Source organism: Afipia massiliensis, from assembly GCF_014203115.1.
Classification (GTDB): domain Bacteria; phylum Pseudomonadota; class Alphaproteobacteria; order Rhizobiales; family Xanthobacteraceae; genus Afipia; species Afipia massiliensis.
The window spans coordinates 1-25,100 of the sequence record NZ_JACHIJ010000002.1; the positions used below are offsets into that span (position 1 = coordinate 1).

General features: G+C 58.5%; 24 protein-coding genes and 1 tRNA gene. 14 read left to right on the plus strand and 11 right to left on the minus strand.

Annotated elements, in window-relative coordinates:
- Positions 1–134: 134 nt before the first annotated feature.
- Together HNQ36_RS04690 and HNQ36_RS04695 are read right to left on the minus strand one after the other, a co-directional pair.
- Entirely contained in the window at positions 135–335 is a 201-nt protein-coding gene (locus HNQ36_RS04690) for a hypothetical protein (RefSeq protein WP_184082798.1), read from the minus strand.
- 59 nt (positions 336–394) lie between these two features.
- Positions 395–1,285, minus strand: a complete 891-nt coding sequence (locus tag HNQ36_RS04695; RefSeq protein ID WP_184082799.1) for a COG3904 family protein — start codon at positions 1,283–1,285, stop codon at positions 395–397.
- An 87-nt stretch (positions 1,286–1,372) separates the two neighbouring features.
- Between HNQ36_RS04695 and HNQ36_RS04700 the strand changes: the two genes are divergently transcribed.
- The 7 genes from HNQ36_RS04700 (at position 1,373) to HNQ36_RS04730 (ending at position 10,303) form a co-directional block, all read left to right on the plus strand.
- Positions 1,373–1,609: a helix-turn-helix domain-containing protein gene (locus HNQ36_RS04700; protein WP_184082800.1), complete on the plus strand. Its 237-nt coding sequence runs from the start codon at positions 1,373–1,375 to the stop codon at positions 1,607–1,609.
- Between the two features lie 113 nt (positions 1,610–1,722).
- Entirely contained in the window at positions 1,723–2,265 is a 543-nt protein-coding gene (locus HNQ36_RS04705) for a recombinase family protein (RefSeq protein WP_246395282.1), read from the plus strand.
- A gap of 77 nt (positions 2,266–2,342) precedes the next feature.
- Complete coding sequence (locus HNQ36_RS04710; RefSeq protein ID WP_184082801.1) at positions 2,343–5,135, plus strand: class I SAM-dependent DNA methyltransferase; 2,793 nt, start codon at positions 2,343–2,345, stop codon at positions 5,133–5,135.
- Entirely contained in the window at positions 5,132–7,207 is a 2,076-nt protein-coding gene (locus HNQ36_RS04715; RefSeq protein ID WP_184082802.1) for a DEAD/DEAH box helicase, read from the plus strand. The genes HNQ36_RS04710 and HNQ36_RS04715 overlap by 4 nt, the downstream gene beginning before the upstream one ends.
- Positions 7,197–8,378: a GIY-YIG nuclease family protein gene (locus HNQ36_RS04720; RefSeq protein WP_184082803.1), complete on the plus strand. Its 1,182-nt coding sequence runs from the start codon at positions 7,197–7,199 to the stop codon at positions 8,376–8,378. Before HNQ36_RS04715 ends, HNQ36_RS04720 begins: the two co-directional genes overlap by 11 nt.
- Before the next feature lie 80 nt (positions 8,379–8,458).
- Positions 8,459–8,896, plus strand: a complete 438-nt coding sequence (locus HNQ36_RS04725) for a hypothetical protein (protein WP_210311932.1) — start codon at positions 8,459–8,461, stop codon at positions 8,894–8,896.
- A 234-nt stretch (positions 8,897–9,130) separates the two neighbouring features.
- Positions 9,131–10,303 carry a hypothetical protein gene (locus HNQ36_RS04730; protein ID WP_184082805.1) on the plus strand — a complete coding sequence of 391 codons (1,173 nt, stop codon included), beginning with the start codon at positions 9,131–9,133 and terminating at the stop codon, positions 10,301–10,303.
- 428 nt (positions 10,304–10,731) lie between these two features.
- Here HNQ36_RS04730 and HNQ36_RS04735 read toward each other — a convergent pair.
- The 3 genes from HNQ36_RS04735 to HNQ36_RS04745 all read right to left on the minus strand — a co-directional run bounded on the left by HNQ36_RS04735 (position 10,732) and on the right by HNQ36_RS04745 (position 12,179).
- Positions 10,732–10,821, minus strand: a tRNA-Ser gene (locus tag HNQ36_RS04735).
- Between the two features lie 165 nt (positions 10,822–10,986).
- On the minus strand, positions 10,987–11,730 hold the full coding sequence (locus tag HNQ36_RS04740; protein ID WP_184082806.1) for an outer membrane protein: 744 nt from the start codon (positions 11,728–11,730) through the stop codon (positions 10,987–10,989).
- 131 nt (positions 11,731–11,861) lie between these two features.
- Positions 11,862–12,179 (minus strand): hypothetical protein, encoded by a 318-nt coding sequence (locus tag HNQ36_RS04745; RefSeq protein WP_184082807.1) that lies wholly within the window; start codon positions 12,177–12,179, stop codon positions 11,862–11,864.
- 232 nt (positions 12,180–12,411) lie between these two features.
- Here HNQ36_RS04745 and HNQ36_RS04750 point away from each other — a divergent pair, with 232 nt between their 5' ends.
- Positions 12,412–13,335: a septal ring lytic transglycosylase RlpA family protein gene (locus HNQ36_RS04750; RefSeq protein WP_184082808.1), complete on the plus strand. Its 924-nt coding sequence runs from the start codon at positions 12,412–12,414 to the stop codon at positions 13,333–13,335.
- 20 nt (positions 13,336–13,355) lie between these two features.
- Here the strand turns inward: HNQ36_RS04750 and HNQ36_RS04755 are convergent, their stop codons facing one another.
- Positions 13,356–14,294, minus strand: a complete 939-nt coding sequence (locus tag HNQ36_RS04755; RefSeq protein ID WP_184082809.1) for an alpha/beta fold hydrolase — start codon at positions 14,292–14,294, stop codon at positions 13,356–13,358.
- A 113-nt stretch (positions 14,295–14,407) separates the two neighbouring features.
- On the opposite strand from HNQ36_RS04755, the gene HNQ36_RS04760 reads away from it, so the two are divergent.
- The 6 genes from HNQ36_RS04760 (at position 14,408) to HNQ36_RS04785 (ending at position 21,038) form a co-directional block, all read left to right on the plus strand.
- Positions 14,408–15,658 carry a D-alanyl-D-alanine carboxypeptidase family protein gene (locus HNQ36_RS04760; RefSeq protein WP_184082810.1) on the plus strand — a complete coding sequence of 417 codons (1,251 nt, stop codon included), beginning with the start codon at positions 14,408–14,410 and terminating at the stop codon, positions 15,656–15,658.
- Position 15,659: 1 nt separating this feature from the next.
- On the plus strand, positions 15,660–16,352 hold the full coding sequence (gene tmk, locus HNQ36_RS04765) for a dTMP kinase (RefSeq protein ID WP_184082811.1): 693 nt from the start codon (positions 15,660–15,662) through the stop codon (positions 16,350–16,352).
- Positions 16,349–17,410, plus strand: a complete 1,062-nt coding sequence (locus HNQ36_RS04770; protein WP_184082812.1) for a DNA polymerase III subunit delta' — start codon at positions 16,349–16,351, stop codon at positions 17,408–17,410. The genes tmk and HNQ36_RS04770 overlap by 4 nt, the downstream gene beginning before the upstream one ends.
- An 84-nt stretch (positions 17,411–17,494) precedes the next feature.
- A complete protein-coding gene (gene metG / locus HNQ36_RS04775; RefSeq protein ID WP_184082813.1) occupies positions 17,495–19,441 on the plus strand; it encodes a methionine--tRNA ligase in 1,947 nt (648 codons plus the stop codon).
- A 5-nt stretch (positions 19,442–19,446) separates the two neighbouring features.
- A complete protein-coding gene (locus tag HNQ36_RS04780) occupies positions 19,447–20,241 on the plus strand; it encodes a TatD family hydrolase (RefSeq protein ID WP_184082814.1) in 795 nt (264 codons plus the stop codon).
- Entirely contained in the window at positions 20,238–21,038 is an 801-nt protein-coding gene (locus HNQ36_RS04785; RefSeq protein ID WP_184082815.1) for an MBL fold metallo-hydrolase, read from the plus strand. The genes HNQ36_RS04780 and HNQ36_RS04785 overlap by 4 nt, the downstream gene beginning before the upstream one ends.
- A gap of 3 nt (positions 21,039–21,041) precedes the next feature.
- Here the strand turns inward: HNQ36_RS04785 and HNQ36_RS04790 are convergent, their stop codons facing one another.
- The 5 genes from HNQ36_RS04790 to HNQ36_RS04810 all read right to left on the minus strand — a co-directional run bounded on the left by HNQ36_RS04790 (position 21,042) and on the right by HNQ36_RS04810 (position 24,944).
- A complete protein-coding gene (locus HNQ36_RS04790) occupies positions 21,042–22,688 on the minus strand; it encodes an acyl-CoA synthetase (protein WP_184082816.1) in 1,647 nt (548 codons plus the stop codon).
- A gap of 243 nt (positions 22,689–22,931) precedes the next feature.
- Positions 22,932–23,357: a hypothetical protein gene (locus HNQ36_RS04795; RefSeq protein ID WP_210311933.1), complete on the minus strand. Its 426-nt coding sequence runs from the start codon at positions 23,355–23,357 to the stop codon at positions 22,932–22,934.
- Positions 23,354–24,310 carry a 4-hydroxy-tetrahydrodipicolinate synthase gene (dapA, locus tag HNQ36_RS04800; protein ID WP_246395283.1) on the minus strand — a complete coding sequence of 319 codons (957 nt, stop codon included), beginning with the start codon at positions 24,308–24,310 and terminating at the stop codon, positions 23,354–23,356. Before dapA ends, HNQ36_RS04795 begins: the two co-directional genes overlap by 4 nt.
- A gap of 121 nt (positions 24,311–24,431) precedes the next feature.
- Complete coding sequence (locus HNQ36_RS26075) at positions 24,432–24,611, minus strand: hypothetical protein (protein ID WP_246395284.1); 180 nt, start codon at positions 24,609–24,611, stop codon at positions 24,432–24,434.
- A 69-nt stretch (positions 24,612–24,680) separates the two neighbouring features.
- A complete protein-coding gene (locus HNQ36_RS04810; RefSeq protein WP_184082819.1) occupies positions 24,681–24,944 on the minus strand; it encodes a hypothetical protein in 264 nt (87 codons plus the stop codon).
- Between the last annotated feature and the right edge of the window lie 156 nt (positions 24,945–25,100).

Sequence of the window (25,100 nt, forward strand, 5' to 3'; positions counted from 1 at the left end):
GCTCACACCAAGCGAGTTTGCCAACCGTTCAAACAGGGACGAAAACCAGAACAGAGTCTACTTATAAACGAGGGCAATCAGGGGTGCAGGTCAAACTAGAGCGCAGCTAACGACAATCAATCTAAGAAATCATTTTATTTCCAATCCCCGATCTTATCTGCTTCCCCGTAGACTTCGTCCAATATCTCGTCGAACATCCCGTCAAATTCCGATAACTCGAACGTAGGCTTGCCGCCATCTATCCTTAATGTCCAAGTTCGGTAGGCTCGGTTGGGTTTGCTGGCCAGCTCAGCCGCCAAGGCGTGCATACCTTTCTCCCATTCGTGATCGTCCATGATTTGGCCCTTACTCAACTTCACGGAAACGGGATAAGCCGAAGCAGGTTGTCCTCAAATTATCTTTGGCCCGTTGCCAACACCCTTTTCTGGCAATTGGAGTATTCAAGATGATCAGTCACGACTTCACCGGACATTGTGAATAGACATAGGGTTGCTCCAATCGACTTGCGTCGGGTGTATTCTCGGCGATCCAAGTTTAACTGTTTTGCCTCCTCAATATCGCTAACCTCTCTTGCGACCGCTCTCTTTTGCTGTTCTGCTGGATCCACTCCCGTTAATCGGTACCCCTTAAGCTCCTCAGTTGTTAGGATACGATTACTTTCGGGTTCGACAGCTAACATGTCATCAGCGAGCCGTTGCGATACGTTCATTTCGCGCAGATAGCTCCGCATATCCTGCAATACACGCTTATATGCCTCCGTTAGGCGATCTACGTCGAACGGCGTGTTTGGTGTCGTTCCAAGATATGGCCTGTGTATACCGATTTTTGAACTGCCAACGTGCCGATCCACTGCGCCCGCCAAAACTAGCACGCATGCGCTAAAACAAACGCCGTTCACTCCAATCGACACAGCTTCATTTCTAAACATTCTTCCAATTGCCATCGCAGCATTGATGCTGCCGCCCCGGCTACTAATCTCAAAATGCGTTCCGAAGGCACTGAGGTCTGGCAAAGTTTCCTTCGTGGCACTGTCATCGCACTGGAAACCCGATTTCGTTTTCTTCTCTTTCTCATGAAAATCGTCAAACAGCTTTCTTATGCTCTCTGCGGTGGCGGCAGTTAGCTCGCCGTCTATGTCAATGGAAATGCCGACAGAGCTGCCAGCACATGAAACTTTGCCGCTGACGGTTGCGGACTCACCGTGCGCGGCCCGCTGGAGTGCCAGGGTCAACATGACAACGGTACTTAGGACCGCGAGAGTTGGTGATTTCAGCAATGCAGACATGCCTGTCACTCCGATGAATGTGCAAACGCGTTATGGCGAGCAATATAGTGCGTCGCAATTAATTGCACGTCCTGCCCGATTATGTCCATGGCAGAGGATGTGCGACTCACTGTGGGGCGAAATGTGAAGAGGCTGCGAATCGCAGCCGGCCTCACACAAGCTGCGCTTGCCGAACGTATGGGTGTGGATCGGGCATATGTTAGTGGCTTGGAATTAGGTCAGCGCAATCCGACAATCGTGACATTGTGGCATGTAACGAAAGCACTTGGCGTCACGCTCCATGCCCTTTTTGTTGACGATAAGCCGCGGCGCAACGTGCGTTAGGCTGCCTCTTCCAAGATAAGGGCGCTGTGCGAAAATCATGAATTACGCACAGCGCTGTTGACGTTGATGTTGATGAGTTTAAATTGTGCATATTATACGTGCAAAAAGAGAGCATGATGGTCATTGGATATGCCCGCGTTAGTACAGAAGTCCAGTCTTTAGCTGCGCAATTGACGCAACTTCAAGCGGCCAATTGCACCAAGATATTTCGCGAAAAAGTTAGCGGCGCGCGAACAGATCGCAAGCAGCTTGCTGCGCTGATAAAAGAACTTTCAAAAGGAGATGTCGTTCTAGTTACTCGCTTAGACAGATTGGCGCGATCCACGCGAGACCTTCTCAACGTGCTTGCAGCAATTGCCGAGAAAGGCGCTGGATTTAAATCGCTAGGGGATGCCTGGGCTGACACTACGACAGCTCATGGTCGCTTGATGTTGACTGTTTTAGGTGGCTTGGCTGAGTTTGAGCGAGAGCTTATCCGTGCACGAACAGGAGAAGGGAGAGAGCGAGCAAAAGCGCGGGGGGTGGTTCTAGGTCGCAAGCCAAAGCTGACGAAGCATCAACAGAGAGAAGCGATTGCTCGTCGCGACGCTGGCGAAGTTCTAACCAAAATCGCGCGGTCATATAATGTAAGCCATAGCACAATTAGCAGATTATAACATGGGTGTCACATTCCTGCCGCACGACTTCCGAAATGGTTCGTGCGAATTGTCTCACGGAGTTGCGAGAGTTGAAATTGAACTCCGTCGAAATTGAAGAAGCCATATCGGCTCTGGCCGAGCAGCCTTTCGACGGCGAAGAGTTTCCGTTCGCGTTCCTGCAAGCCTTCGGCAACAAGGAAACGACAATCAAGAAGCTGCGGGCCGGCGCGTCGAATAGCTCCGACCTGGGTGGCGTCCTGCAACGGAACCACATTCACATCGCCGTCTGCGCGCCGGGCGCGGTCACGAAGACTCTGGCCGCGCTGAAAGCCAGTCCGGCGACGGCGAAGGCGAAGGCGCGTTTTACCCTCGCTACCGACGGCGCGGACTTCGAGGCAGAGGATTTTGACACCGGTGAAACCGTCGCCTGTGCCTATGCCGATTTTCCCGACTATTTCGGATTCTTCCTGCCGCTCGCGGGCATCACCACCGTCAAGCAGGTCCGCGAAAGCTCGTTTGACATCCGCGCCACCAGCCGCATGAACCGGCTCTATGTCGAGCTTCTGAAAGACAATCCCGACTGGGGTACCGCGGCCCGACGCCACGACATGAACCACTTCATGGCGCGGTTGATCTTCTGCTTCTTCGCCGAGCGCACCGACATCTTTAACGGCATCGGCCTATTCACCGACACCATCGCTCGGATGAGCGCCAAGGACTCGTCCGACACCCATAAAGTGATCGGCGAATTGTTCCGCTCCATGAACACCAAGCGGGGGGACCGAGCGAGCGCCGGCATTCCCCGATGGGCCGACGCCTTTCCCTATGTGAATGGCGAACTGTTCTCCGGCAGCGTGGAAACGCCGCATTTCAGCAAGATCGCCCGCGCCTATCTTCTGCATATCGGCAGTCTCGACTGGACGAAGATCAATCCGGATATCTTCGGGTCGATGATCCAAGCTGTCGCCGAGGACGAGGAACGCGGCGCGCTTGGCATGCACTACACGTCCGTGCCGAACATTCTGAAAGTTCTCAATCCGCTGTTCCTCGACGATCTGCGGGCCCGCCTTGAAGAAGCGGGCGACAATTCGCGCAAGCTGCTAAACCTCCGTAATCGCATGGCGAAGATCAGAGTGTTCGACCCGGCCTGCGGCTCCGGTAATTTTCTTGTCATCGCCTACAAGGCGATGCGTGAGATTGAGGTCGAGATCAACAAGCGGCGAGGCGAGCCAGACCGGCGCACGGAAATCCCGCTCACCAATTTTCGCGGCATCGAACTACGTGACTTCCCGTCCGAAGTTGCGCGCCTCGCGCTCATCATCGCGGAGTTTCAGTGTGACGTGCTTTATCGTGGCCAGAAGGAGGCGTTGCAGGACTTCCTGCCGCTCGACGCACAGAACTGGATCACCTGCGGCAACGCCCTGCGGCTCGATTGGTTGAGCATCTGTCCGCCGACCGGAATGGGCGTGAAGCTGCAAGCAGAGGACTTGTTCCAAACGCCACTAGATCAGACGCAGATCGATTTTGAGAACGAAGGCGGGGAGACTTACATCTGCGGAAACCCTCCTTACGTAGGAGACAAAAAGCAAAATGAAGCCCAGAAATCTGATTTGCGAGAGTTACTTTCTCATCGATGTAGCCAATGGAAATCATTGGACTATGTTTCCGGTTGGTTCATAAAGGCATGTGATTACGCACAGAGTACAAAGTCTGACAGTGCATTCGTCTCCACCAACAGCATTTGCCAAGGGCAACAGGTGTCCATTCTCTGGCCGTTGATTTTAGATCACGGCCGTATCATCAAGTTTGCGTACCCGAGTTTCAAATGGTCCAACCTGGCCAGTAAGAACGCTGGCGTGACTGTTTCCATTATCGGACTGTCTTCATCGTCCTCTAGCACGCGCAAGATTTACAACGAGGGGGATGTCGGGAGTGTATCCGTCATAGAATGTGACAACATCAATGCTTATTTAATACCCGGCAAAAACATTGAGATAGGGAAATCATCCAAGCCCATATCGGAAGTGCCCGCGATGACGCTGGGTAACGTCCCCTATGATGGGGGAAATCTCCTCCTATCGCCGAGTGATCTGGAGGGGCTAGGCTTGAGTACCGAGCAAAAACGAGAGTTTGTCCGGCGGTTTTTCGGTTCGGCCGAATTCATTCGTGGAATCGAGCGGTACTGTCTCTGGATCAGCGATTCTAACTTACAGGATGCTCTTTCACTCCCGCTAATCGCCGCACGGATTGATGGTGTAAGGCAGATGCGATTAGCGTCCACCGACGCCGGGACGGTTGCTATGGCAGCTCGACCCCATCAGATGCGAGAGATGAATATTGGTCGAGAGAAGACCATTGTTGTTCCTCGTGTGAGTTCGGAAAATCGTCAGTTCTTGCCTGTCGGGTTGGTTGGGAGTGATGCTGTTATTGGCGACAAGAACTACGCGATGTACGACGGTCCGATTTGGTGTGTGGCACTCCTTGCGTCGAGATTGCATAGAACGTGGATCGGAGCAGTCTGCGTCAGACTACGAACCGATTTCTCTTATGGCAGCACTTTAGGTTGGAATACATTTCCGGTCCCTGCGCTCACCGAAAAAAACAAGGCTGATCTGACTCGCTGCGCGGAAGACATTCTGCTGGCACGCGAGGCGCATTTCCCGGCGACGATTGCCGACCTTTACGATCCGGAGAATATGCCCGCCGAGTTGCGTGCGGCGCATGAACGCAACGACGAAGTGCTTGAACGTATCTACATTGGCCGCCGCTTCCGCAATGACACGGAGCGACTGGAAAAGCTGTTCGATCTTTACACCAAAATGATTGCGTCGTCTGGTGCTGGCAAGAGCACGGCGGCGAAGAAGAATAGGGCAAGGGCAAGCGCGTGACCGACGACAAGAAAACCATTCCTGCCGTTTCGGTTTCCTATGCCCGCAACGGTTCATCGACCAAGGCCAACGCGCTTGGCATGCGGCCGATGCAGGAGCGCGCTTATGAACGGCGCGGCGAGCAGTACCTTCTCATCAAGTCGCCGCCTGCTTCCGGGAAGAGTCGGGCGCTCATGTTCATAGCGCTCGACAAGCTCGCCAATCAGGGTCTCGAGCAGGCGATTATCGTCGTGCCGGAAAAATCCATCGGCGCGAGCTTCCATGACGAGCCGTTGACCAAATACGGTTTTTCGGCCAATTGGATCGTTGTGCCCAAATGGAACCTCTGCGACGCGCCGGGCTCGGACAACGGCGGCAAGGTCAATTCCCTCGGTGCGTTCCTCGACAGCGATGATAAGGTTCTGGTCTGCACCCACGCGACCTTCCGCTTCGCCGTGGACAAGTTCGGGGTCGAGAAGTTCGACAACCGGCTGATCGCGGTGGATGAGTTTCACCACGTTTCCGCCGACCCCGACAGCAAGCTCGGCCAGCATCTCGGCGCGTTCATCGCCCGCGACAAGGTGCATATCGTGGCCATGACCGGCTCATACTTTCGGGGCGATGCCGTGCCGGTGCTCGCCCCCCACGACGAGGCGAAGTTCGATAGTGTCACCTATACCTACTACGAACAACTCAATGGCTACGAATATCTCAAGCAACTCGACATCGGCTATTTCTTCTATTCCCGTACCTTCCCCGAGACCTATGCCGACGACATACTAAGTGTCCTGGACCCGAACGAAAAAACCATCATCCACATCCCAAGCGTCAATTCGCGCGAAAGCACGAAAGATAAGATTAGGGAGGTGGAACACATCATCGAGGCGTTGGGCGAGTGGCAAGGCGTCCACCCCACGACCGGATTCCAGTTGGTCAAGCGGCCCGACGGTCGCGTCCTGCACATCGCCGATCTGGTCGATGATGATCCCGCGAAGCGCGACAAAGTTTCTGCTGCACTGAAAGACTCGACGCAGAAGAACAACCGCGACCACGTGGACATCATCATCGCGCTCGGCATGGCGAAGGAGGGTTTCGACTGGATTTGGTGCGATCACGCGCTGACCGTCGGATATCGATCGAGCCTTACCGAGATCGTGCAGATCATCGGCCGGGCCACCCGTGACGCGCCGGGCAAAACCCGGGCGCGGTTCACTAATCTGATCGCCGAGCCGGACGCCTCCGAGGAAGCTGTCACCGAGGCCATCAACGATACGCTGAAAGCCATTGCCGCCAGCCTGTTGATGGAGCAGGTGCTCGCGCCACGCTTCAACTTTACGCCGAAGAATCCGCAGAGCGGCCCGGTTGAAGGCTTCGACTATGGCGAGGGCGGCTACGACCCAATTAAGGGGAACGTCGGCTTCAATGAACAGACCGGGCAGTTCCATATCGAGATCAAGGGTCTTGTAGAACCCAAGAGCAAGGAAGCCGCACGCATCTGCACTGAGGATCTGAATGAAGTCATCGCCGCCTTTGTTCAGGACAAAACCACCATTGAGCGCGGACTGTTCGACGAGGAACTGATTCCCGAGGAGCTGACCCAAGTGCGTATGGGGAAGATCATCAAGGACAAGTATCCCGAACTTGACGAGGAAGATCAGGAAGCTGTGCGTCAGCACGCGATCGCCGCGCTTAACGTAACGCAGCAGGCCAAGCAGATCGCGCTTGGGAGCGAAAACGATATTGAGCGAAAAGCCAATACAGCCTTAATCGATGGCGTGCGGAAATTTGCCCTGAGTGTAACCGAACTTGATATCGACCTTATCGATCGCATCAACCCGTTCGGCGAGGCCTACGCCATACTCGCCAAGACGATGAACGAGGAAAGTCTGAAGCAGGTCGGGGCGGCGATCGCCGCCAAGCGCACAAGTCTGACGCCGGTGGAGGCCAAAGAGCTTGCCGTCCGCGCGTCGCGGTTTAAGAAGGAGCGAAGCCGGCTGCCATCCATCGACGCCCAGGACCCCTGGGAAAGACGCATGGCCGAAGGAGCCGTGGCGTTCATGCGTTTCAAGAAGGAGGGCCGCTATGACGGATGACCTCGATCTTGACGAACTGGCGGCGGACCTCGCTGACTTCGCGCCACCGGACAAGAAAGGCGGCCGTAGCGCACGCGAGGAACGTATTATCGCGGGCTTTGAAGAAATCCAGCGCTTCGCTGAGGTCCACGGCCGCGCGCCAGCGCATGGCGAGAGCAACGACATCTTCGAGCGGCTTTATGCCGTACGGCTCGACCGGTTGCGCGGGCTGGAAGAGTGCCGTGCGCTTCTCGCTCCGCTCGACAAGCAGGGTCTCTTGGCAGATGCGGTGACGCCGGCCACCGAGCCAGTCGAATCGATGGATGACGATGTATTGCTTGCCGAACTGGAAGGCGTGGGTGGCGCGTCCGACATTACAGAGCTTCGCCATGTGCGAACCGCCGCCGACAAGCGTGCGGCTGAGGAAATCGCCAATCGCACACCCTGCAAGGACTTCGATAACTTCAAGCCGCTGTTCGTTCAGGTAAAGAAAGACCTCGATGCCGGCATACGCCAGACGCGGCGGTTCCAGACGATGGCCGAGATCAAGGAGGGCGAGTTTTTCATCGTCGGTGGCCAGATCGTCTATGTCGCGGGAGTCGGCAAGGAATTTGTGACCGAGTACGACCGTCGCGATAGCCGGTTGCGGGTGATCTACGACAACGGCACCGAGAGCGATGTTCTATTGCGCTCGTTGCAACGTGCCCTCCACCGCGATGAGGCGGGCCGGCGCATCACCGACCCCACGGCGGGGCCGCTGTTTTCCGGCGAAAGCGAAGACGGCGACCTGGCCAGCGGCACGATCTACGTGCTGCGTAGCAAGTCTGACCATCCGACCGTTGCGGCCCACCGCGATGTGCTGCACAAGATCGGCGTCACTGGCGGCGACATTGCGCGCCGCATTGCCTCTGCAAGGCAAGATCCGACGTTTCTCATGGCCGACGTTGACGTGCTCGCTACTTACGAGCTGTTCAACATCAACCGCACGCGCCTTGAGAACCTGATACACCGGGTTTTCGACTCGGCGCGCCTGGACATCGAGATCAAGGATCGCTTCGGACAGCTAGTGATACCACGCGAATGGTTTCTTGTACCTGTGTTCGTAATTGACGAAGCAGTTGAACGCATCAGGGACGGAACGATTACAGAGTATAAGTACGACCCCAAGGTCGCTGCGTTGGTGAATCGATGAGTGGAACCTGACAGGGAGTGAAGAGGGAGGCCCCCGACCAGCTTTAAGCTTTCCCGCTGCGTGAATGGTCTGAGCGCTGAATGATGTCTGAGTTGCTTACACATTCATTGGAAGCCGCTGTAACCGCTGCTTTTGAAGTAATATCAGAGCTTGCTGATGAAATGGACGCGCAATTTGAGAACGCGGCAGATTGGGCGCAAGGTTCTGATGCAAACCGCAGTCGATTATCGGCTAGTGTTACGCTCGGCGGTGTGAGAAGGCCGTCGATATTGAAATCATTGCGCGCGAAGAATCTGCAAATCGAGTTTTTCTGGAAGACAGAACGCACAAGGCCCGATCGACTTTGGAATGCGGTCAACTGTCTAGAAATTTGCATATTCCATCTTTCAAAATTGTCCGGTAATGACGCGGCTATTCTCAAGGTGGAATTGCAGCAAGCAGTTGACGCAGTAAAGGACACCCATTTTCCACCTATGTTCTCCAAGAGAGGAGCAAGGAAGCGCAGGAAAAATGTGTGATACGCGAATCTGCTCAGTACAACGAAATGCAAATTCACTTTAGCTAAAGTCAGGTGATACCCCTTTCATTTGGGTAAAGTTAGGTCGTTCTTCGATGCGGTGACCAATCGTATATACGCGGGGAGTGTTGGTTTCCGGCTAGGGTGCCGCGAAGCATGGTCCGAAGAGACCGTATCTTGAGCCTGTTTGGAATCGGAAATACTCAACGACAACTGCTTTGCAGGGAGCTGCTTAGTGACTGATGCGTATACTCAGGGCGGCGATGCTCAAGCGATCCAGCGGGTCGCGCACTCTTTCTATGGCAGCTTTCGGAATATGTTCGATGTGCACGGGTGGGACGTGCCAGGTAACAAGATGATGATCTCCGCTCCGAGCTTGATCGTCAGCTCCTATGGCAGCATTAAACGTTTTGAAGAGCTGCACGAACCCGGTGAGTTGATGTCGCCGATGCAAGCCATCTATTCTGATCCACCGAATGTATGGCTGACGAGCTTCTACGGCTTCCGGCCCGAAGAATGGGGCCTCCTCGGATTCGCGGACGACAGTCGTCGCCGCGGATTCATCGAAGGGAGCAAGCCCGGAGTCCTTGTCGTGGTCTACGGCGCGGGTGAAGCGTCTAAGAATGAGCTTCACAAAATTATCGGCGTGCAACAATGCTCGCATCAAACGGGCCATACTAGCAGTTTCATGTCGCCTGCCGCTTGGAAAGCGAAGGAACTAGACCCAAACCGAAAAGGACGTTGGAACTTTGCTGTGAAGGCAACTCGTGCTTGGCGTGTGACTCCTGAATCTCGAGTGGATGTAAGGGAATTTGCGCCGCGCGCGACCGCGAGCGGTGCTTGGCAGCATATTGGATCACGCGGCGAACCTCTTACTCGTCAGGAAGCACTAAATGTTCTAAAACTTGACCTTCAAGAAGTGCAAGTTTACGGCGAAAATCCGATTTTTGGTTCACAGCCCGGAAGCGCAAAAGAAATCCTCGCTCCGAGCAGGGGTGGCCCTGTATCCCAAAGTCCATTTGTTACTCGAGAATCTGAGGGACCCAAGCATCTTTACGTTTTGAGGCTAGTCGGAGACACCAATGCTTTTTTGGGCGAGGAATCCAACGGCCAAATCGTCGTAAAAGCAGGATTTTCCAGGAGCCCGCAAACTCGTTGCGATGACCATAATAGAGCGCTTCCGAAGTGCGCGTTTCGGTGGGAAATTCTTTGGTCAGGACAGTCGGTAGGCTATGAGCCATATCCGTCTTCCGATCATGCGAAGGCTGGTGAGCGAGCGATGCAGCAGGTGCTTTGTACTCCTAAACGAGGTTGCTCACTTGGAGGAGAGTTTTTCCTAGCCGAACAAGCTCTCATCGCGGAAGCATGGGACAAGGGCAATTTCGTAGCAAAAAATTACAAGAACTAACTTGCTCGCCTAACAGGCAGATCAAATCGTTCGCGTTCTGGCCGGCATCGCGGTGCCACCGACGACAAATTGCAAACTGCCCCGACCCGGCGTCCCAATGCCGACCTGACCGAAGTCCACCTGAAGCGATTCGACCGGCGGGAGGCTACGCATCGAGGGCGGAAGGCTTCGCGCTAGGTTTTGCCTCCGAAAAATGAACGCTGCCTTTTGGACCACTTTTTCAGGATTGCAGGGGCTGCGATGGGGCCAAATAGAAGTAGGTCCCATGGCCATGCCGTTGCGCACGAAGACAATGACGAAGCCACTGAGATTTACGACGAAGACGCAGGCGAAGTGGAAGTGCCCGACGATAATGTGGGCTGCAATGAGGGGTGTAAAATTTTAGAGTCGGAATAGTTGAATCATTGCAATGGCATGAGGGGCGTCCGTGGCGGAAGGGGTGGGATTCGAACCCACGGTGCCCTTGCAGGCACGCCGGTTTTCAAGACCGGTGCCTTAAACCACTCGGCCACCCTTCCTGCGCTTTGGAAACCAAGCACTTAGCAAAGCGAACGGGGTAGCGAAAGAGGCGATTGCCTCCAAAACCGCTGCCCTGATGACCATTCAGCCTTGTCGCTGACCCGACCGCAAACAAAGCCCGGCACGATGGCCGGGCTTTGATCTCAAAACCGGAGTGGCGAAGATTAGTACTTCGCGACCACCGGGCTACCCCAGTTGAAGCGGTAGTTCAGGCCGACCTTCACGGTGTGGATATCGGTCTCATAGGACACGCCGGTCGCGGGTGTGAATGTCAGTGGCGATAACACGTCGGTGCGGTCGAAGTTGTAGTACTGGTACTCGACCTTTGCCGACCAGGACGGAGCGAACATGTACTCCAAGCCGCCGCCGACAGTGTAGCCGGTCTGCTCGCGGCTCAGGGTGAACGGCTGGGCGACGCCCGCCAAGCTGACGCTGACGCCGTTGTCGTCACGGAACGCGACACCGCCCTTGGCGTAGATCAGGCCCGGACCCCAAGTGTAGCCGAGGCGGCCGGTGACCGAAGCGAGCCATTCGGTACGATCGGTGAGCGAAATCGCACCAACCGTGAACGAGCGGTCGTTGCTGGCGAGGGCGGAGATTTGTCCTTCGATACCGATCAGCCAGTTCGGCGCGAACTGGTAGTCAGCGCCGATCTGTCCGCCGCCGAGGAACACAGCGTCGCTGTTATTGCTGGTGAATGCCGGTGCAGGGCCGGGAGCGCCGGTGAAAACGCCGTCGCGGTCATCGCCAAAACCTGCGCCGATGTGCGCGCCGACGTAGAATCCGGTCCAGTTGTAGACTGGCGCGACATAGACAGGAGCCTTCGTGTAGGGGCGGCTCATGTCAGCGGCGGATGCGGAGGCGATGGCTGCGCCGAGAATTGTCGTGGCGAGGAGGAGCTTTTTCATATCAAAATGTCCTGCGTTCGAAACAATTCAATTCCATCGTTTGTAATCTAGAATCACCGCTCCACCTGTCACGCCCCGGCAACACCGGCGGCAAAAAAAGTGCGCCTGCCGAACGGTCCCTCTCTGGCCGGTCAGGAACGGCTGATGGCCACAATCCACTTCACGATCAACAGGATGAGGGCCGAGACGACGAGCGGCAGCAGGAATGTGCTCGCGACGCTGGCGAGAATGATCTGGTCCTTTCCGTCGCTGCCGTCCGACCAGAAGAACGCAGGCAGGTAGCGCGACACGTCACCGCTGACGAGGTTGTAGAGGGGTCGAAACAGCAATCCGGCCCGCGCCAGGATCAGCAGATAGTTCCACCATCGCCGCACGGCCCGACGGATCAGAACAACCGCTGCGGCGATCAGAAACGCGCCGATAAGCAGGACCGAAAACCAGCCGTTCATGTTGGATCTCAGACGCTTCCACCGCCCCAAGGTGGTCGAGGGGCGCGAAGATCGCCTGCGCAACGGGTGACGGTAAGCGCCAGGAAAATCAATCTCTGGTTTACCACCTCGCGTATCTCGCCGTTCCGGGCATGGAAGCAATAGGTTAAGGTAATCGCCGTATGAAGTGCGAGCGTCCGGCCTGGCGATGCCCGGTAGGCAAGACGGCGCAAAAAGTGCTATTTGGGGTTCTATGGGGATTAGCGTCAGGGAATCAGGCAAGGCGGGCCTGCGTGTCGCAGCGGCCGGAGCCGCGTGCCTGCTGGTCGCCAATTGCGGCGCGTCCAACAAACTCTCCAGTCGTGTTGATCCGAAATACGGCGTGTCCAGCAGCCCCCGGGTGGTCGATTTCGGCGAAGCCGTTCCCAAGGGCGGCGGCACCTATCGCGTCGGCAAACCCTACGTCGTTGCCGGTAAAACTTATGTGCCGGAAGAAGATCCGAACTATCGCGCCGAAGGCATGGCCTCCTGGTACGGCGATGCTTTCCACGGCCGCCTGACGGCCAACGGCGAGGTGTTCGACATGACGTCGCTCACTGCAGCCCACCCAACGCTGCCGCTCCCGAGCTACGCGCGCGTCACCAATGTAGCCAACGGCAAATCGGTAATCGTGCGCGTCAACGACCGTGGTCCTTACCACGGCAATCGTTTGATCGACGTCTCAAATACGGCGGCCAAGCTTTTGGAATTCCGTGAGAATGGCGTTGGGCGCGTTCGTGTCGAATATGTCGGGCGCGCGCCGCTGGAGGGATCGGACGACCGCCAGTTGATGGCGACGCTGCGAACGGGGCAACCGGCCCCGGCGCCTTCAACTGTCAGGGTCGCCTCCGCAAACGCCTTCATCCCTGAGGTTCCGGCGACACGCGGTGTCGTACGGGGCGATATCCCGCTGCCGGCGGGGCGTCCCTATACGCTTGGCCATACCAAGGAAGATTTTGCGGCAGCCGGCGCGTCGGAAGTCTCGGCATCACGCGCCGCGCGGCCGGGCGGACGGCGTTTCGAACGCAGCATTCAGGCTGACGCTGAGGGGGAGGAGACCTCTCAGCCTGTCGCTTCCTTTGTGGCAGCTCCGCGCACCAGCAACAACAACCTGATGTCGGGTCGCGGTCTCTACTGAGACCAGTCGCTGTCGACAGGCTAATCCCGTACGCCGTTCAGGAATTCCACCAGCGCCGCGTTGACCTCGTCGGGGCGCTCCTGCTGAATCCAGTGACCGGCACCTTCGATCAGCAATTTTCGTCGCAGGTTAGGCAGCACACGATCCATCTCGGTAACCCGCTTTCCACCGATGATACCAGTGACCACGGAATCGTTTGCACCGGCGATGAAGATTGACGGCTGATAGATCTTTGCGCGATGCCACGGAGCGGTCAGATCCCAGTTCCGGTCGATGTTGCGATACCAGTTAAGGCCGCCTCGAAACCCGGTGCGTGAATAGGTTTCAACGACGTGTGCCAGATCCTGCTCGCTCACCCAGGCTGGGCGGGGTCGCGCCTTTGCAGGATCGCCCAGAAAACCCTGTCCGTCTTTCAGGAACAGGGACGAGGCGACGCCGAAGGTGACCGCACGCATCGTGAAATCGACGTCGCGTTCGAACTCGGCTTCCGCCACACCCGGCTTCTGGAAATATTGCCAGTAGAAGTTGTTGACCCCGCTCTTTGCCAGGGTCTCCAGCGGCCGCTCGCGCCCTCGCCATGGCGGCGGGACGCTCAGGCCGCCGACGGCGGTGAATATATCGGGCCTGAACAGGGCGGCATGCCATGCGACCGGCGCGCCCCAATCGTGGCCGATGATGATCGCCTTGGTTTCACCTAGCGCTGCGACCAACGAGACCATGTCGCCGACCAGATCGAAAATGGAATAGGCCTCGACGCCCAGAGGTGCCGAGGTCCGGCCGAACCCGCGCATGTCGGGAGCGACGACATGGAAACCGGCCGCCGCGATGGCGGGGAGTTGGTGCCGCCATGAATGGGACAGTTCGGGCCAGCCGTGGCAGAGCAGCACGAGCGGTCCGGAGCCCTGTTCGGTCACAAAAATCTCGATCCCGTTGGCTGAGATCATCCGCGATGACGACATCGATTTTCTGCCTCTTTTCAGGATTTTGACAGCTGCAGGCACGCCGTGACGGCTCGCCACACGTTGTTTGGTACCAGCCCAACTGTTACAACGCGATCCTCAGGAATCTCGACATGGCAGCCATTCTCATAGCATCCCGGATTCGCGGACGTCGGACTGGGCGGTTCTGGCCGCTCGTCGCCGTTGTGCTGACGGCCGGCGTGGCGCTAAGCGGCATGGCCTATGCCGCCAACAACAGCGTGCAGGGCGCCAAGAAAGAGGATGGATACGAGATCGATGCGCCGACCGCGATCCTGATCGAGGCAAAATCCGGCAGCATCCTGTTCGAGAAGAACGCTGACGAATTACGCGCGCCGTCCAGCATGATGAAGCTGATGACGGCCGAGGTGGTCTTCAACGCGCTCAAGAAGGGCGAGATCAAGCCCACCGATGAATTCAGGATCAGCGAGAACACCTGGCGCAAGGGCGGCGCGCCGTCCGGTGGCTCAACCATGTTCGCGGCGATCAACAGCCGTGTCAGCGTCGATGATTTGCTCCGTGGCGCCGTGATCCAGAGCGGCAACGATTCCTGCATGGCGCTGGCCGAGGGACTGTCGAACACCGAAGCCGCCTTCGCCGAGCGAATGACCAAACGCGCGCGCGAACTTGGGCTGACGAAATCGACCTTTGGGAATTCGAGCGGCTTGCCGGACCCCGGCAACAAGATGACCGTGCGCGAACTTGCAATGCTCGCGCGCCACATCGTTCTGACCTATCCGGATCAGTACAAGCTGTTCGGCGAGCGCGAATTCACCTGGAACAAAATCCGTCAGCAGAACCGCAACCCGCTGCTGACGATGCTCGAAGGTGCCGATGGTATGAAGACCGGCCATACCAAGGAGGGCGGGTATGGCATGGTCGGCTCCGCCGTGCAGAACGGCCTGCGGTTGATCGTGGTCGTCAACGGCCTGACGGATCCGGACGATCGTGCGACAGAAGCCAAAAAACTGCTCGAATGGGGTTTCCGCAATTTTGAGGCGCGGACACTGTTCGCTGCGAACCAAGCTGTCGGTTTCGCGCGCGTGTTTGGCGGCGAGAGCCGTTCGGTCAAGCTTGCAAGCCCCGAACCTATCAAGGTCATGGTGCAGCGAAACGGAACCGACAAGCTGGTGGCGCGCATCGTTTACACCGGCCCGGTGCGTGCGCCGGTCGAGCCCGGCCAGCGGATCGGCGTGTTGAAAGTCTGGCGCGGCAGCAACATCGCGATGGAGTCTCCGCTTGTTGCCGCAGAACCGGTCGCGACAGGTTCAACCACCCGCCGCGCGATGGACGGCGCCAGCGAACTGGTCATCGGCCTGTTCCGCGCCGGCGCGGAGAAACTGTAGTATGGCTGACACCGTTAAACCGAAACAGCCGCCGCGCGGGCGCTTCATTACCTTTGAAGGCGGTGAGGGCTCCGGCAAATCAACGCAGATCCAGCTGCTGGCGGATCGCCTCAACGCCGCCAAGCTGCGGACGATTACGACGCGCGAGCCCGGCGGATCGGCGGGCGCGGAAATCATCCGGCATCTGTTGCTCTCCGGCATGGCCAAGGCGTTCGGTCCCGAAACGGAATCCCTGCTGTTCGCCGCTGCGCGCGACGACCACGTCAGTCAGGTGATCGAACCGGCGCTGGCGCAGGGAACGTGGGTGCTGTGCGACCGCTTCACGGATTCCACGCGGGTCTATCAGGGCGAATTGGGCAAGGTCGATCCGAAATTGATCCGGGCAATGGAGCGCGTCACCATCGGCAATCTCAAACCTGATCTCACGATCATTCTGGACGTGCCCGTCGCAATCGGCATGGAGCGCGCGCTGAAGCGGCGCGGGACGGCTGTGCCGGATCGGTTCGAAGGCGAGGGCGTGAGCTTTCACGAGAAGCTGCGCGATGCCTATCGCAAGATCGCCGAAGGCGATCCGCAGCGTTGTGCGCTGGTGGATGCCAATGCCGATCCCAAGACCGTCGCCGAGCGGGTCTGGAAAGCTTTGCGCGACCATCTGTTCACGGTGGCCACGGTTCGCGAGACCACCAAGGCATGAGCGCGAAGTCATCCGAACCAGAGACTGCCGTTCCCGCGCCGCGTGAAACAACCGCGCTGTTCGGTCATCGTGACGCCGAGCAGACGTTGCTGACGGCCTATCGCAGCGGACGTATTCCGCACGCGTGGTTGATCGGCGGTGCGCAAGGCATCGGCAAGGCGACGCTAGCGTATCGCATGGCGCGGTTTGTGCTGGCCCATTCCGATCCTGCGGCACAAGCCGTTCAGAGTGCTGACAACCTCTATGTCGATCAGGATCATCCTGTGGCGCGACAGGTCGCCAACGGAAGTCACGGCGGGTTGCTGACGCTGGAGCGCACCGCCAACGAGAAGGGCACTATGCGCACCGTCATCACGGTAGACGAGTCGCGCGAAACCATCGGATTTTTCGGTTCGACTGCGGCATCTGTTGGCGGCTGGCGCGTCTGCGTGGTCGACATTGTCGATGAACTCAACGCCAACGCCTCCAACGCATTGCTCAAGATTCTCGAAGAACCCCCGGCACGTTCGCTGTTCCTGCTGATCAGTCACGCGCCGGCGCGTGTGCTGGCCACCATCCAGTCGCGGTGCCGGAAACTGTCGTTGCGGCCGCTGGAAACCGACGAGGTCGTTCAGGCTGCGGCTGAAGCAGGCGGGTTAACTCGCCGCGATCCCGCGCTGGGCGAGGCGGCGGATGCTGCGGAGGGAAGCGTTGCCCGCGCGCTAACGCTGCTCGGAGGGCAATCGCTCGGGCTTCACCAGCGCACGCTCGAACTCCTCAACCGACTACCGCAGCTCGATCAGCGCGCACTTCATGCTCTCGGCGATGCGCTTCCGCTCAACGACCGTGTTGGATTGAAAGCGTTTGTCGACACCATCGACCGCTGGCTGACGGGGCACCTTCATGCGCCGGATGCTGGCGCAAATCTGCCGCGCCTTGCACGGCTTGCCGAGGTATGGGAAAAGATCAACAGTGCCGCGCGCGACACGGAAAGCTTCAATCTGGAGCGGAAACCGTTGGTTTTCTCAGTATTTGGCATGCTCGCCGAAGCCACCGCGGCCCGCTCGCAGGCTCGCTAACTGGACAATCGCAGCGGTTTCGCAGCACCCCCGTTTGAGTGATCGCGCGCACGTCGGCGCCGTTTGAAATTCTAAGGAAGCGTAATGGCCAAAGCCAAGACAACCGCCGCGAAGAAGAAAAAGAAAGCAGTCAAGACGGCTGGCAAAGTAGCGTCCCGGCGCGCGAAGGTTTCTCCGAATAAAAAGGGACGCAAGGCGGTCGCCAAAAAGACGGCCAAGAAAGCTGTCACGAAAACCACAAAGAAAGCCGTCAAGAAAACGGCCAAGAAGGTTGCGAAGAAAGCGGCCGCAAAGCGCCCAGGCAAGAAAGCTACAGCCAAAAAAGCCGGCGCCAAGAAGAGCTCCGTCAAAAAGTCCGTCACAAAGCCTGCGGAGAAAGTCACCGCGAAAACTGCGCAACCTGCAAAGCAGGTGACAAAGAAAGCGCCGGCAAAACCAGCGAAGCCAAAAACGCCTGCTTCGCAGAGCGCCGCGAATGTCCGTTCGAAGAATTCGTTCTACATCACGACCGCGATCGCTTACCCGAACGGCGCGCCGCACATCGGTCACGCCTATGAGGCGATTGCGACCGATGCGCTCGCGCGCTTTCAGCGTCTCGACGGCAAGGATGTGTTCTTCCTCACCGGCACCGACGAGCACGGTCAGAAGATGGTCCAGACGGCGCAGAAGGAAAACATGACGCCGATGGATCTTGCGACGCGCAACGCCGCGCGTTTCATGGAGATGGATCAGCGCCTGAATGTTTCCTACGACCGTTTCATCCGCACCTCGGAGTCCGTGCATCATCAGGCGACGCAGGAAATCTGGAAGCGGATGACGACGAACGACGACATCTATCTCGACAGCTACGCCGGCTGGTACTCCGTGCGCGATGAAGCCTATTACGCCGAGGACGAAACCGTCGTCGGCGAAGACCAGGTGCGTCGCGGCCCGCAAGGCACGCCGGTCGAGTGGGTCGAGGAGAAGAGCTATTTCTTCAAGCTCTCCGCCTATCAGGACAAGCTGCTCGCGCTTTACGAAAACCAGCCCGACTTTATCGGACCGGACTCGCGCAAGAACGAAGTCATCAGCTTCGTCAAAAGCGGGCTGAAGGACCTGTCGATTTCGCGCACGACGTTCGACTGGGGCGTGAAGGTGCCGGACGACGAAGGCCACGTGATGTATGTCTGGGTTGATGCGCTGACCAACTACATCACCGGCGTCGGGTTTCCGGACGAGGGCGACGCGAACTGGCATTACTGGCCGGCGGATGTTCACATCATCGGCAAGGACATCATCCGCTTTCACGCGGTGTACTGGCCGGCATTCCTGATGTCGGCGGGCATTCCCGTGCAGAAGCGCGTGTTCGCGCACGGATTCCTGTTCAACCGCGGCGAGAAAATGTCGAAGTCGGTCGGCAATGTGGTCGATCCGTTCAGTCTCGCTGATGCATATGGCGTCGATCAGCTTCGCTACTTCTTCCTCCGCGAAGTGCCGTTCGGTCAGGACGGCAACTACAATCACGAAGCTATCGTCGCACGCACCAATGCGGACCTCGCCAACGATCTCGGCAATCTGGCACAGCGTTCGCTGTCGATGATCGGCAAGCAGTATCAGGGCGTGCTGCCGGTGCCGGGCGAATTCAGCGACAACGACAAGGCCATTCTCGCGATGGCGGACGGCATGCTCGAGCAGGCGCGCATCGCCATGAGCACGCAGCAGATCCATCAGGCGCTGAATGCGATCTGGGCTGTGGTGGCGGAAGCCAACCGCTACTTCGCGGGAGAGGCGCCGTGGGCGCTCGCCAAGACGGATCCCGCGCGCCAGCAGACGGTGCTGTATGTCACCGCCGAGGTTGTGCGGCAGATTGCGATCCTCGCTCAGCCCGCGATGCCGGGTGCATGTGCCAAGCTGCTCGATATTCTCGGTGTCGCGCCGGACGCGCGGGACTTCGCGGCACTCGGAACGCGAATCAAGGGGGGCACGCAATTGCCGCCGCCCGAACCGATTTTTCCGCGTTACGTCGAACCCAAAGAAGACGCGCCGAGTTAAGCCTGATGCTTGTCGATAGCCATTGCCACCTCGATTTCCCCGACTTCGCCGACGATCTCGACGCCATCGTCGCGCGGGCCGAAGCTGCGGGTGTCGGGCGCATTGTCACGATCTCGACGCGCGTGCGCCGCGTCGATGCGCTGCTGGCAATCACCGCGCGGTTTCCGAACGTCTATTGTTCGGTCGGCACGCACCCGCATAATGCCGACGAAGAAGACGGCATCACCTCGAGTGAGCTGATCGCGCTGACGAAACATCCGAAGGTGGTGGCGCTGGGCGAAGCGGGGCTGGACAATTTCTACAAGGACGGATCGCCGGAGGCGCAGGAGCGGGGCTTTCGTGCACACATCGCGGCGGCGCGGGCGACCGGCCTGCCGCTCGTGATCCACACCCGCGAAGCGGATGAGGCCTGCGGCCGCATTCTTGAGGACGAGATCGCAAAGGGGCCGTTCAAGGCTGTGCTGCATTGCTACACCGGCGGCCGCGAGCTCGCAATGAAGGCTGTCTCGCTCGGACTGTCGGTTTCTTTCACCGGAATCCTGACGTTCAAGAATTCGCAGGCGATCCGCGACATCGCGGCCGAGTTGCCGGCGGACCGGATCATGGTCGAGACCGACGCGCCGTATCTCGCGCCGGGGAAATTCCGCGGCAAGCGCAACGAACCGTCCTTCGTGACCGAGACCGCCAGGGTGCTGGCGGAAACGCGCGGCGTTTCGCAGGACGAGATCGCGCAGCAGACCACGGAAAACTTCTTCCGGTTGTTCGACAAGGTGCCGCGCCCGGACGCAAAAGCCGTATGACGGTGATACTGACAATCCTTGGCTCCGGATCGTCCGCCGGCGTGCCGCGTCCCGCGCTGGGGTGGGGCGCCTGCGATCCCAACAATCCGAAGAACCGCCGCCGCCGCTGTTCGCTGCTGGTCGAGAAGGGGGGCGCGAACGGTCTGACGCGCGTGCTGATCGATACGTCGCCGGATCTGCGCGAGCAGCTGATCGACGCCAACGTGGATCATCTTGAAGCGACATTCCTGACCCATGAGCATGCTGACCAGACCCACGGCATCGACGACCTGCGCTCCGTCGTGCTGCATCAGCGCAAACGGATTCCAGTTTATCTCAATATATCGACCGGCAAGGATATCCTGCTGCGCTTCTCATACTGCTTCGAGCAGGCGCCGGGCAGCGACTATCCGGCGATCCTCGAAAAGCGATCGATCGAGGCCGGAGAAACGCAGAGCATCGAGGGGAAGGGCGGCTCCCTCGCCCTGACCGCATTTCAGGTCCAGCACGGCAATATCCCGGCGCTCGGTTATCGCATCGGCGCCGCCGCCTACACGCCGGACCTCCACGACATTCCACCCGAGAGTTTTCACGCGCTGGAAAATCTCGATCTGTGGATTATCGATGCGCTGCGCTACGCGCCGCATCCGAGCCATTTCAGCCTTGACGATGCGCTGTCATGGATTGCGAGATTCAAGCCGCGCCGCGCGGTGCTGACGAACCTGCATTCCGATCTGGACTATGACGTGCTCAAGGCGAAATTGCCGCCGGGTATCGAGGTGGGCTACGACGGCATGCGGTTGGCGATCGAGGCGTAAGAACTAAGCCGAAATCGCCTTCGCGGAATTCGCCTGATCGCGCAGCATGAATTTCTGGATCTTGCCGGTCGATGTCTTCGGGATCGCGCCGAACACCACGGACTTCGGTGATTTGAACCCCGGCAAGATGCTTTTGCAGTAAGCGAGAATCTCAGCCTCGGTTGCGGTTGCGCCTTCCTTCAGCTCGACGAAGGCGCAGGGCACCTCGCCCCATTTGGGGTCCGGCTTGGCGACCACGGCTGCAAAGAGAATCGCCGGGTGCTTGTACAGAACGTCCTCGACCTCGACCGACGAGATGTTTTCGCCGCCGGAGATGATGATGTCCTTCGAGCGGTCCTTGATGATGACGTAGCCGAACTCATCGAGCACGCCGAGATCGCCGGTGTGAAACCAGCCGCCTTCGAACGCTTCCCTGGTGGCTTTTTCGTTCTTCAGATAGCCCTTCATGACAATGTTGCCGCGGAACATGACTTCGCCGATGGTCTCGCCGTCGCGCGGCACCGGCTGCATGGTCTCCGGATCGAGCACAGTGACGGCTTCCTGAAGCGGATAGGGCACGCCCTGTCGGCGCTTGAGCTGCGCGCGCTGGTCCGCCGGGAGGTCATCCCAGCCGGGCTGTTCGGCGCACACGGAGGCGGGGCCGTAGACCTCTGTGAGCCCATAGACGTGGGTCAGCTTGATCCCGATATTTTCCGCGCCCTCGAGCACGGCCACAGGCGGCGCTGCGCCAGCGATTAATCCGACGACCGGCTTTGTGGACTTGCCCTTGGGCGCGCTGGGCGCATTGATCAGCGTGTTGAACACAATCGGCGCGCCGCACATGTGGGTCACGCCGTGGGCCTTGATCAGCTCGAAGATCTTGGCCGGATCGACCTTGCGCAGGCAGACGTTGATTCCGGCCGATGCCGCGATGGTCCACGGGAAGCACCAGCCGTTGCAATGGAACATCGGCAGTGTCCAGAGATAGATCGGATGCGTGCCGAGATTACCCGCGAGAATGTTGCTGACGGCGTTGAGATACGCGCCGCGATAATGGGTCACAACACCCTTGGGATTGCCGGTGGTGCCCGACGTATAACCCAGTGCAATGGCGTCCCATTCGTCCTGCGGCTGCAGCCACGCAAACTCAGGGTCGCCCGACGCGACTGCGGCTTCGTATTCCAGTTCGCCGATCCGCTTGCCGCCGGGAAACGCTGCGTCGTCGACATCGATCACCAACGGCTTCGAGCCCTTCATGAGATCGAGCGCGTCGGAGATCACGCCTGTGAATTCAGGATCGACCAGAATGATCTTTGCGCCGCCGTGGTCGAGCTGGAACGCAATCGAGGCCGCATCCAGCCGGATATTGAGCGCGTTGAGCACGCCGCCGGCCATCGGCACGGCGAAATGGACCTCGTTCATCGCCGGAATGTTCGGCAGCATGGCCGCGACGGTGTCGCCACGCTGGATGCCGCGCTGGGCGAGAAACGACGCAAAGCGCTTGCAGCGCTCATAGGTCTGCGCCCAGGTGAAGCTGCGGCCTTCATAGATGGCGCTGGTATGGTCCGGATAGACGCTCGCGCTGCGGACAAGGAAGCTCAACGGCGACAGCGGCACGTAATTGGCGGCGTTCTTGTCCAGACCGATGCTGTATTGGCCTTGGCTGCTCATGGTTCGGACCTCCCGGTACTGCTGCCGTTCCCAAACTCGCAAGGCCGGCGGCATTTGCATCTGGTTCTACAGCGGCGACATTTCCGGTCAATGATCGCGCCGGGCCGCGCTTGTGGTGAATGGCGGCGTGAGGTCGGATCTTGCTCTCACGAGGCGAGAGCTTCTTATAAATTACTTGAAATACCTAAGATTCAATTTCGATGTAAATCAATAAGATATTGAATTATATAGCTTTATTATCCGTCAAATCCTTTGATGCGCGGGTTTGGAGTTCAAGCCCTTCCACAAATCGGGACGTTCCGGCCCTCGCAGCGCTCTCGCTACGTGCTGGGTGACGGCTTGATCCAAATCCAGATCGAGAACGGCGACGAACGCTCGTTTCATGCGCTGGTCGCTCATCCGGTCCAGATGACAGCGCAAGACGTCCGTACTACCGCGACCGGGGGTTGCCATCGCTTCGCAAAGCCTGGCGCTGGTACGATGAAAGAACCGAAAGTCACCGGATTGCCGTGTGCCCGATTTGTCGATCTCCGAGGCTACAGCCAGCGCTACAAGCCGGTCTTCGTCGTCCAGCGTGATCGCGTACCGCAGCAGCGCCAACAACCATGCCCTGATTGTCCTGTCGTAACGATCGTCGATAGGAAGACACGCGGCAGTCACGACGTTCACCGGACGGAATTGGCGGGCTGTGCATTAGACGTTTCGATGCCCCTCAAGGCATGCCGGGCTGGACCTTCCTCTGCCGTGCGGATCGCCTCCGCGACTGACTCCTTGGCAGTATCCGTGAGTTCTAGAAGCGGCAGGCGGACGTGGGGCGTCATCAGGCCGAACAGGCTCAGAGCGTATTTGATGGACACGGATGGAGGCTCGCGCAGCAACGTCGCGGTGAGGCGGCCGATCCTGATCGCCAAGGCTCTGGCGCTTTGCAAATCGTCGTCCTTGCAGCACCGATACAGATACTGGCACAGATCCGGCATCAGGTTCGACGTGACAGATATGCAGCCATCTCCACCGTGCACCAGAAAAGCTGGCGCGGTCGCGTCGTCACCTGACAACAGTCGAAACTCGGGCCGGGTCAATGACCGCAGCCGCTGCGGACGGGAAATATCGCCCGTTGCATCTCTCAGACCGACGAACTGCGCCGATTGCGAAAGCTGCGCAACCGTGTCGTCGGATAATTCGCGAACAGTGCGGGAAGGGACGTCGTGCAGGACAATGGGCAGGCGTGTCGCTTCGGCGATAGCGCAGAAATGTGCGTAGAGCCCCGCTTGCGTCGGCTTGTTGTAATACGGAACTACGGACAGCACAGCATCGGCGCCGTCTGCCTCGGCCCGCTGGGTCAGTTCGATGGCGGCACTCGTGGAGTTTGAACCTGCCCCGGTGATCACGGCCGCGCGGCCTCGCGACGTGCGAACAGCAATGCGGGTGAGCGCGGAGTGTTCCGCATCGCTCAACGTTGAATCCTCGCCTGTGAGTTCGCCGACCACCAGCGCGGTCGCGCCGGCTGCGATCTGCCGTTCACAGAGCCGCCGAAAGGCCGCGAGGTCCAGTTCGCCGGCGCTGTCAAAGGGTGTCGGAAGATCGGGAATGTAGCCCGCCAGCCAGGTGGCGGGATGGTTCATCGCATATGTCATGAGATGCCGTCACGCTGCCTTGGTCATGTGGCTGAAGTCATGCCGTCGTCCCGACAGCAGAAACTGCTCGTGGCATCTCACACCGGCTTCGATATGGAAACCGAGCCTTTCAAGCTTCTCCCGCACTCGCATGCCTGAACCCTCGGCCGCGCGGAATGCCTCGGCTTGTCGTCGAAACGCGCAGGAAGCCACGACGCCGCAGATCGAGTTCGGCTGCAGCGCTGTCGCAACCTGCAAGAATGATCCGATGGAGGATCGACGGACGTGTCAGATCAATCATGGTCGTCATGATCTGCTCACGTGTTAGATCGAAATTTAGCTGAATCATTGCGATGTCCTGAACGTGGCGCTGAACGCGTTACGCAACCCGAAGCAGCGCGAGGCTCTCTTGGCCGTGCGAAGTGCTGCCGCCCATATCGAGCTCTAGGGTGCTGGGCGCTGCCATGATGGATTCGGGATGATGGCCGTTCTCAAAGAGGGCGTAGCGAACGGCTGCGGCACGGCTGATGAATAGACCGCCGAACAGCCCGTTCTGCTCCTGCGCGACCCACTGGCCGCGGCTGTTCTTGCCGATGAAAACCAACGCGGAACTGCACGACGGAGGTTCAGTCTGGATCGTCATTTAGTGGCCTCGAAAAGTCATTTTCTGGGACGTCGCGCCCGACCTTCGAGAATCGAAAAGCCGCCGCGCAATCACACCGGCAATGTCATGTGGGGCCCATATGAATTCGAGATGGAATCTGGGGTGATCTCATTAGCGGGACATAAATGACGGCAA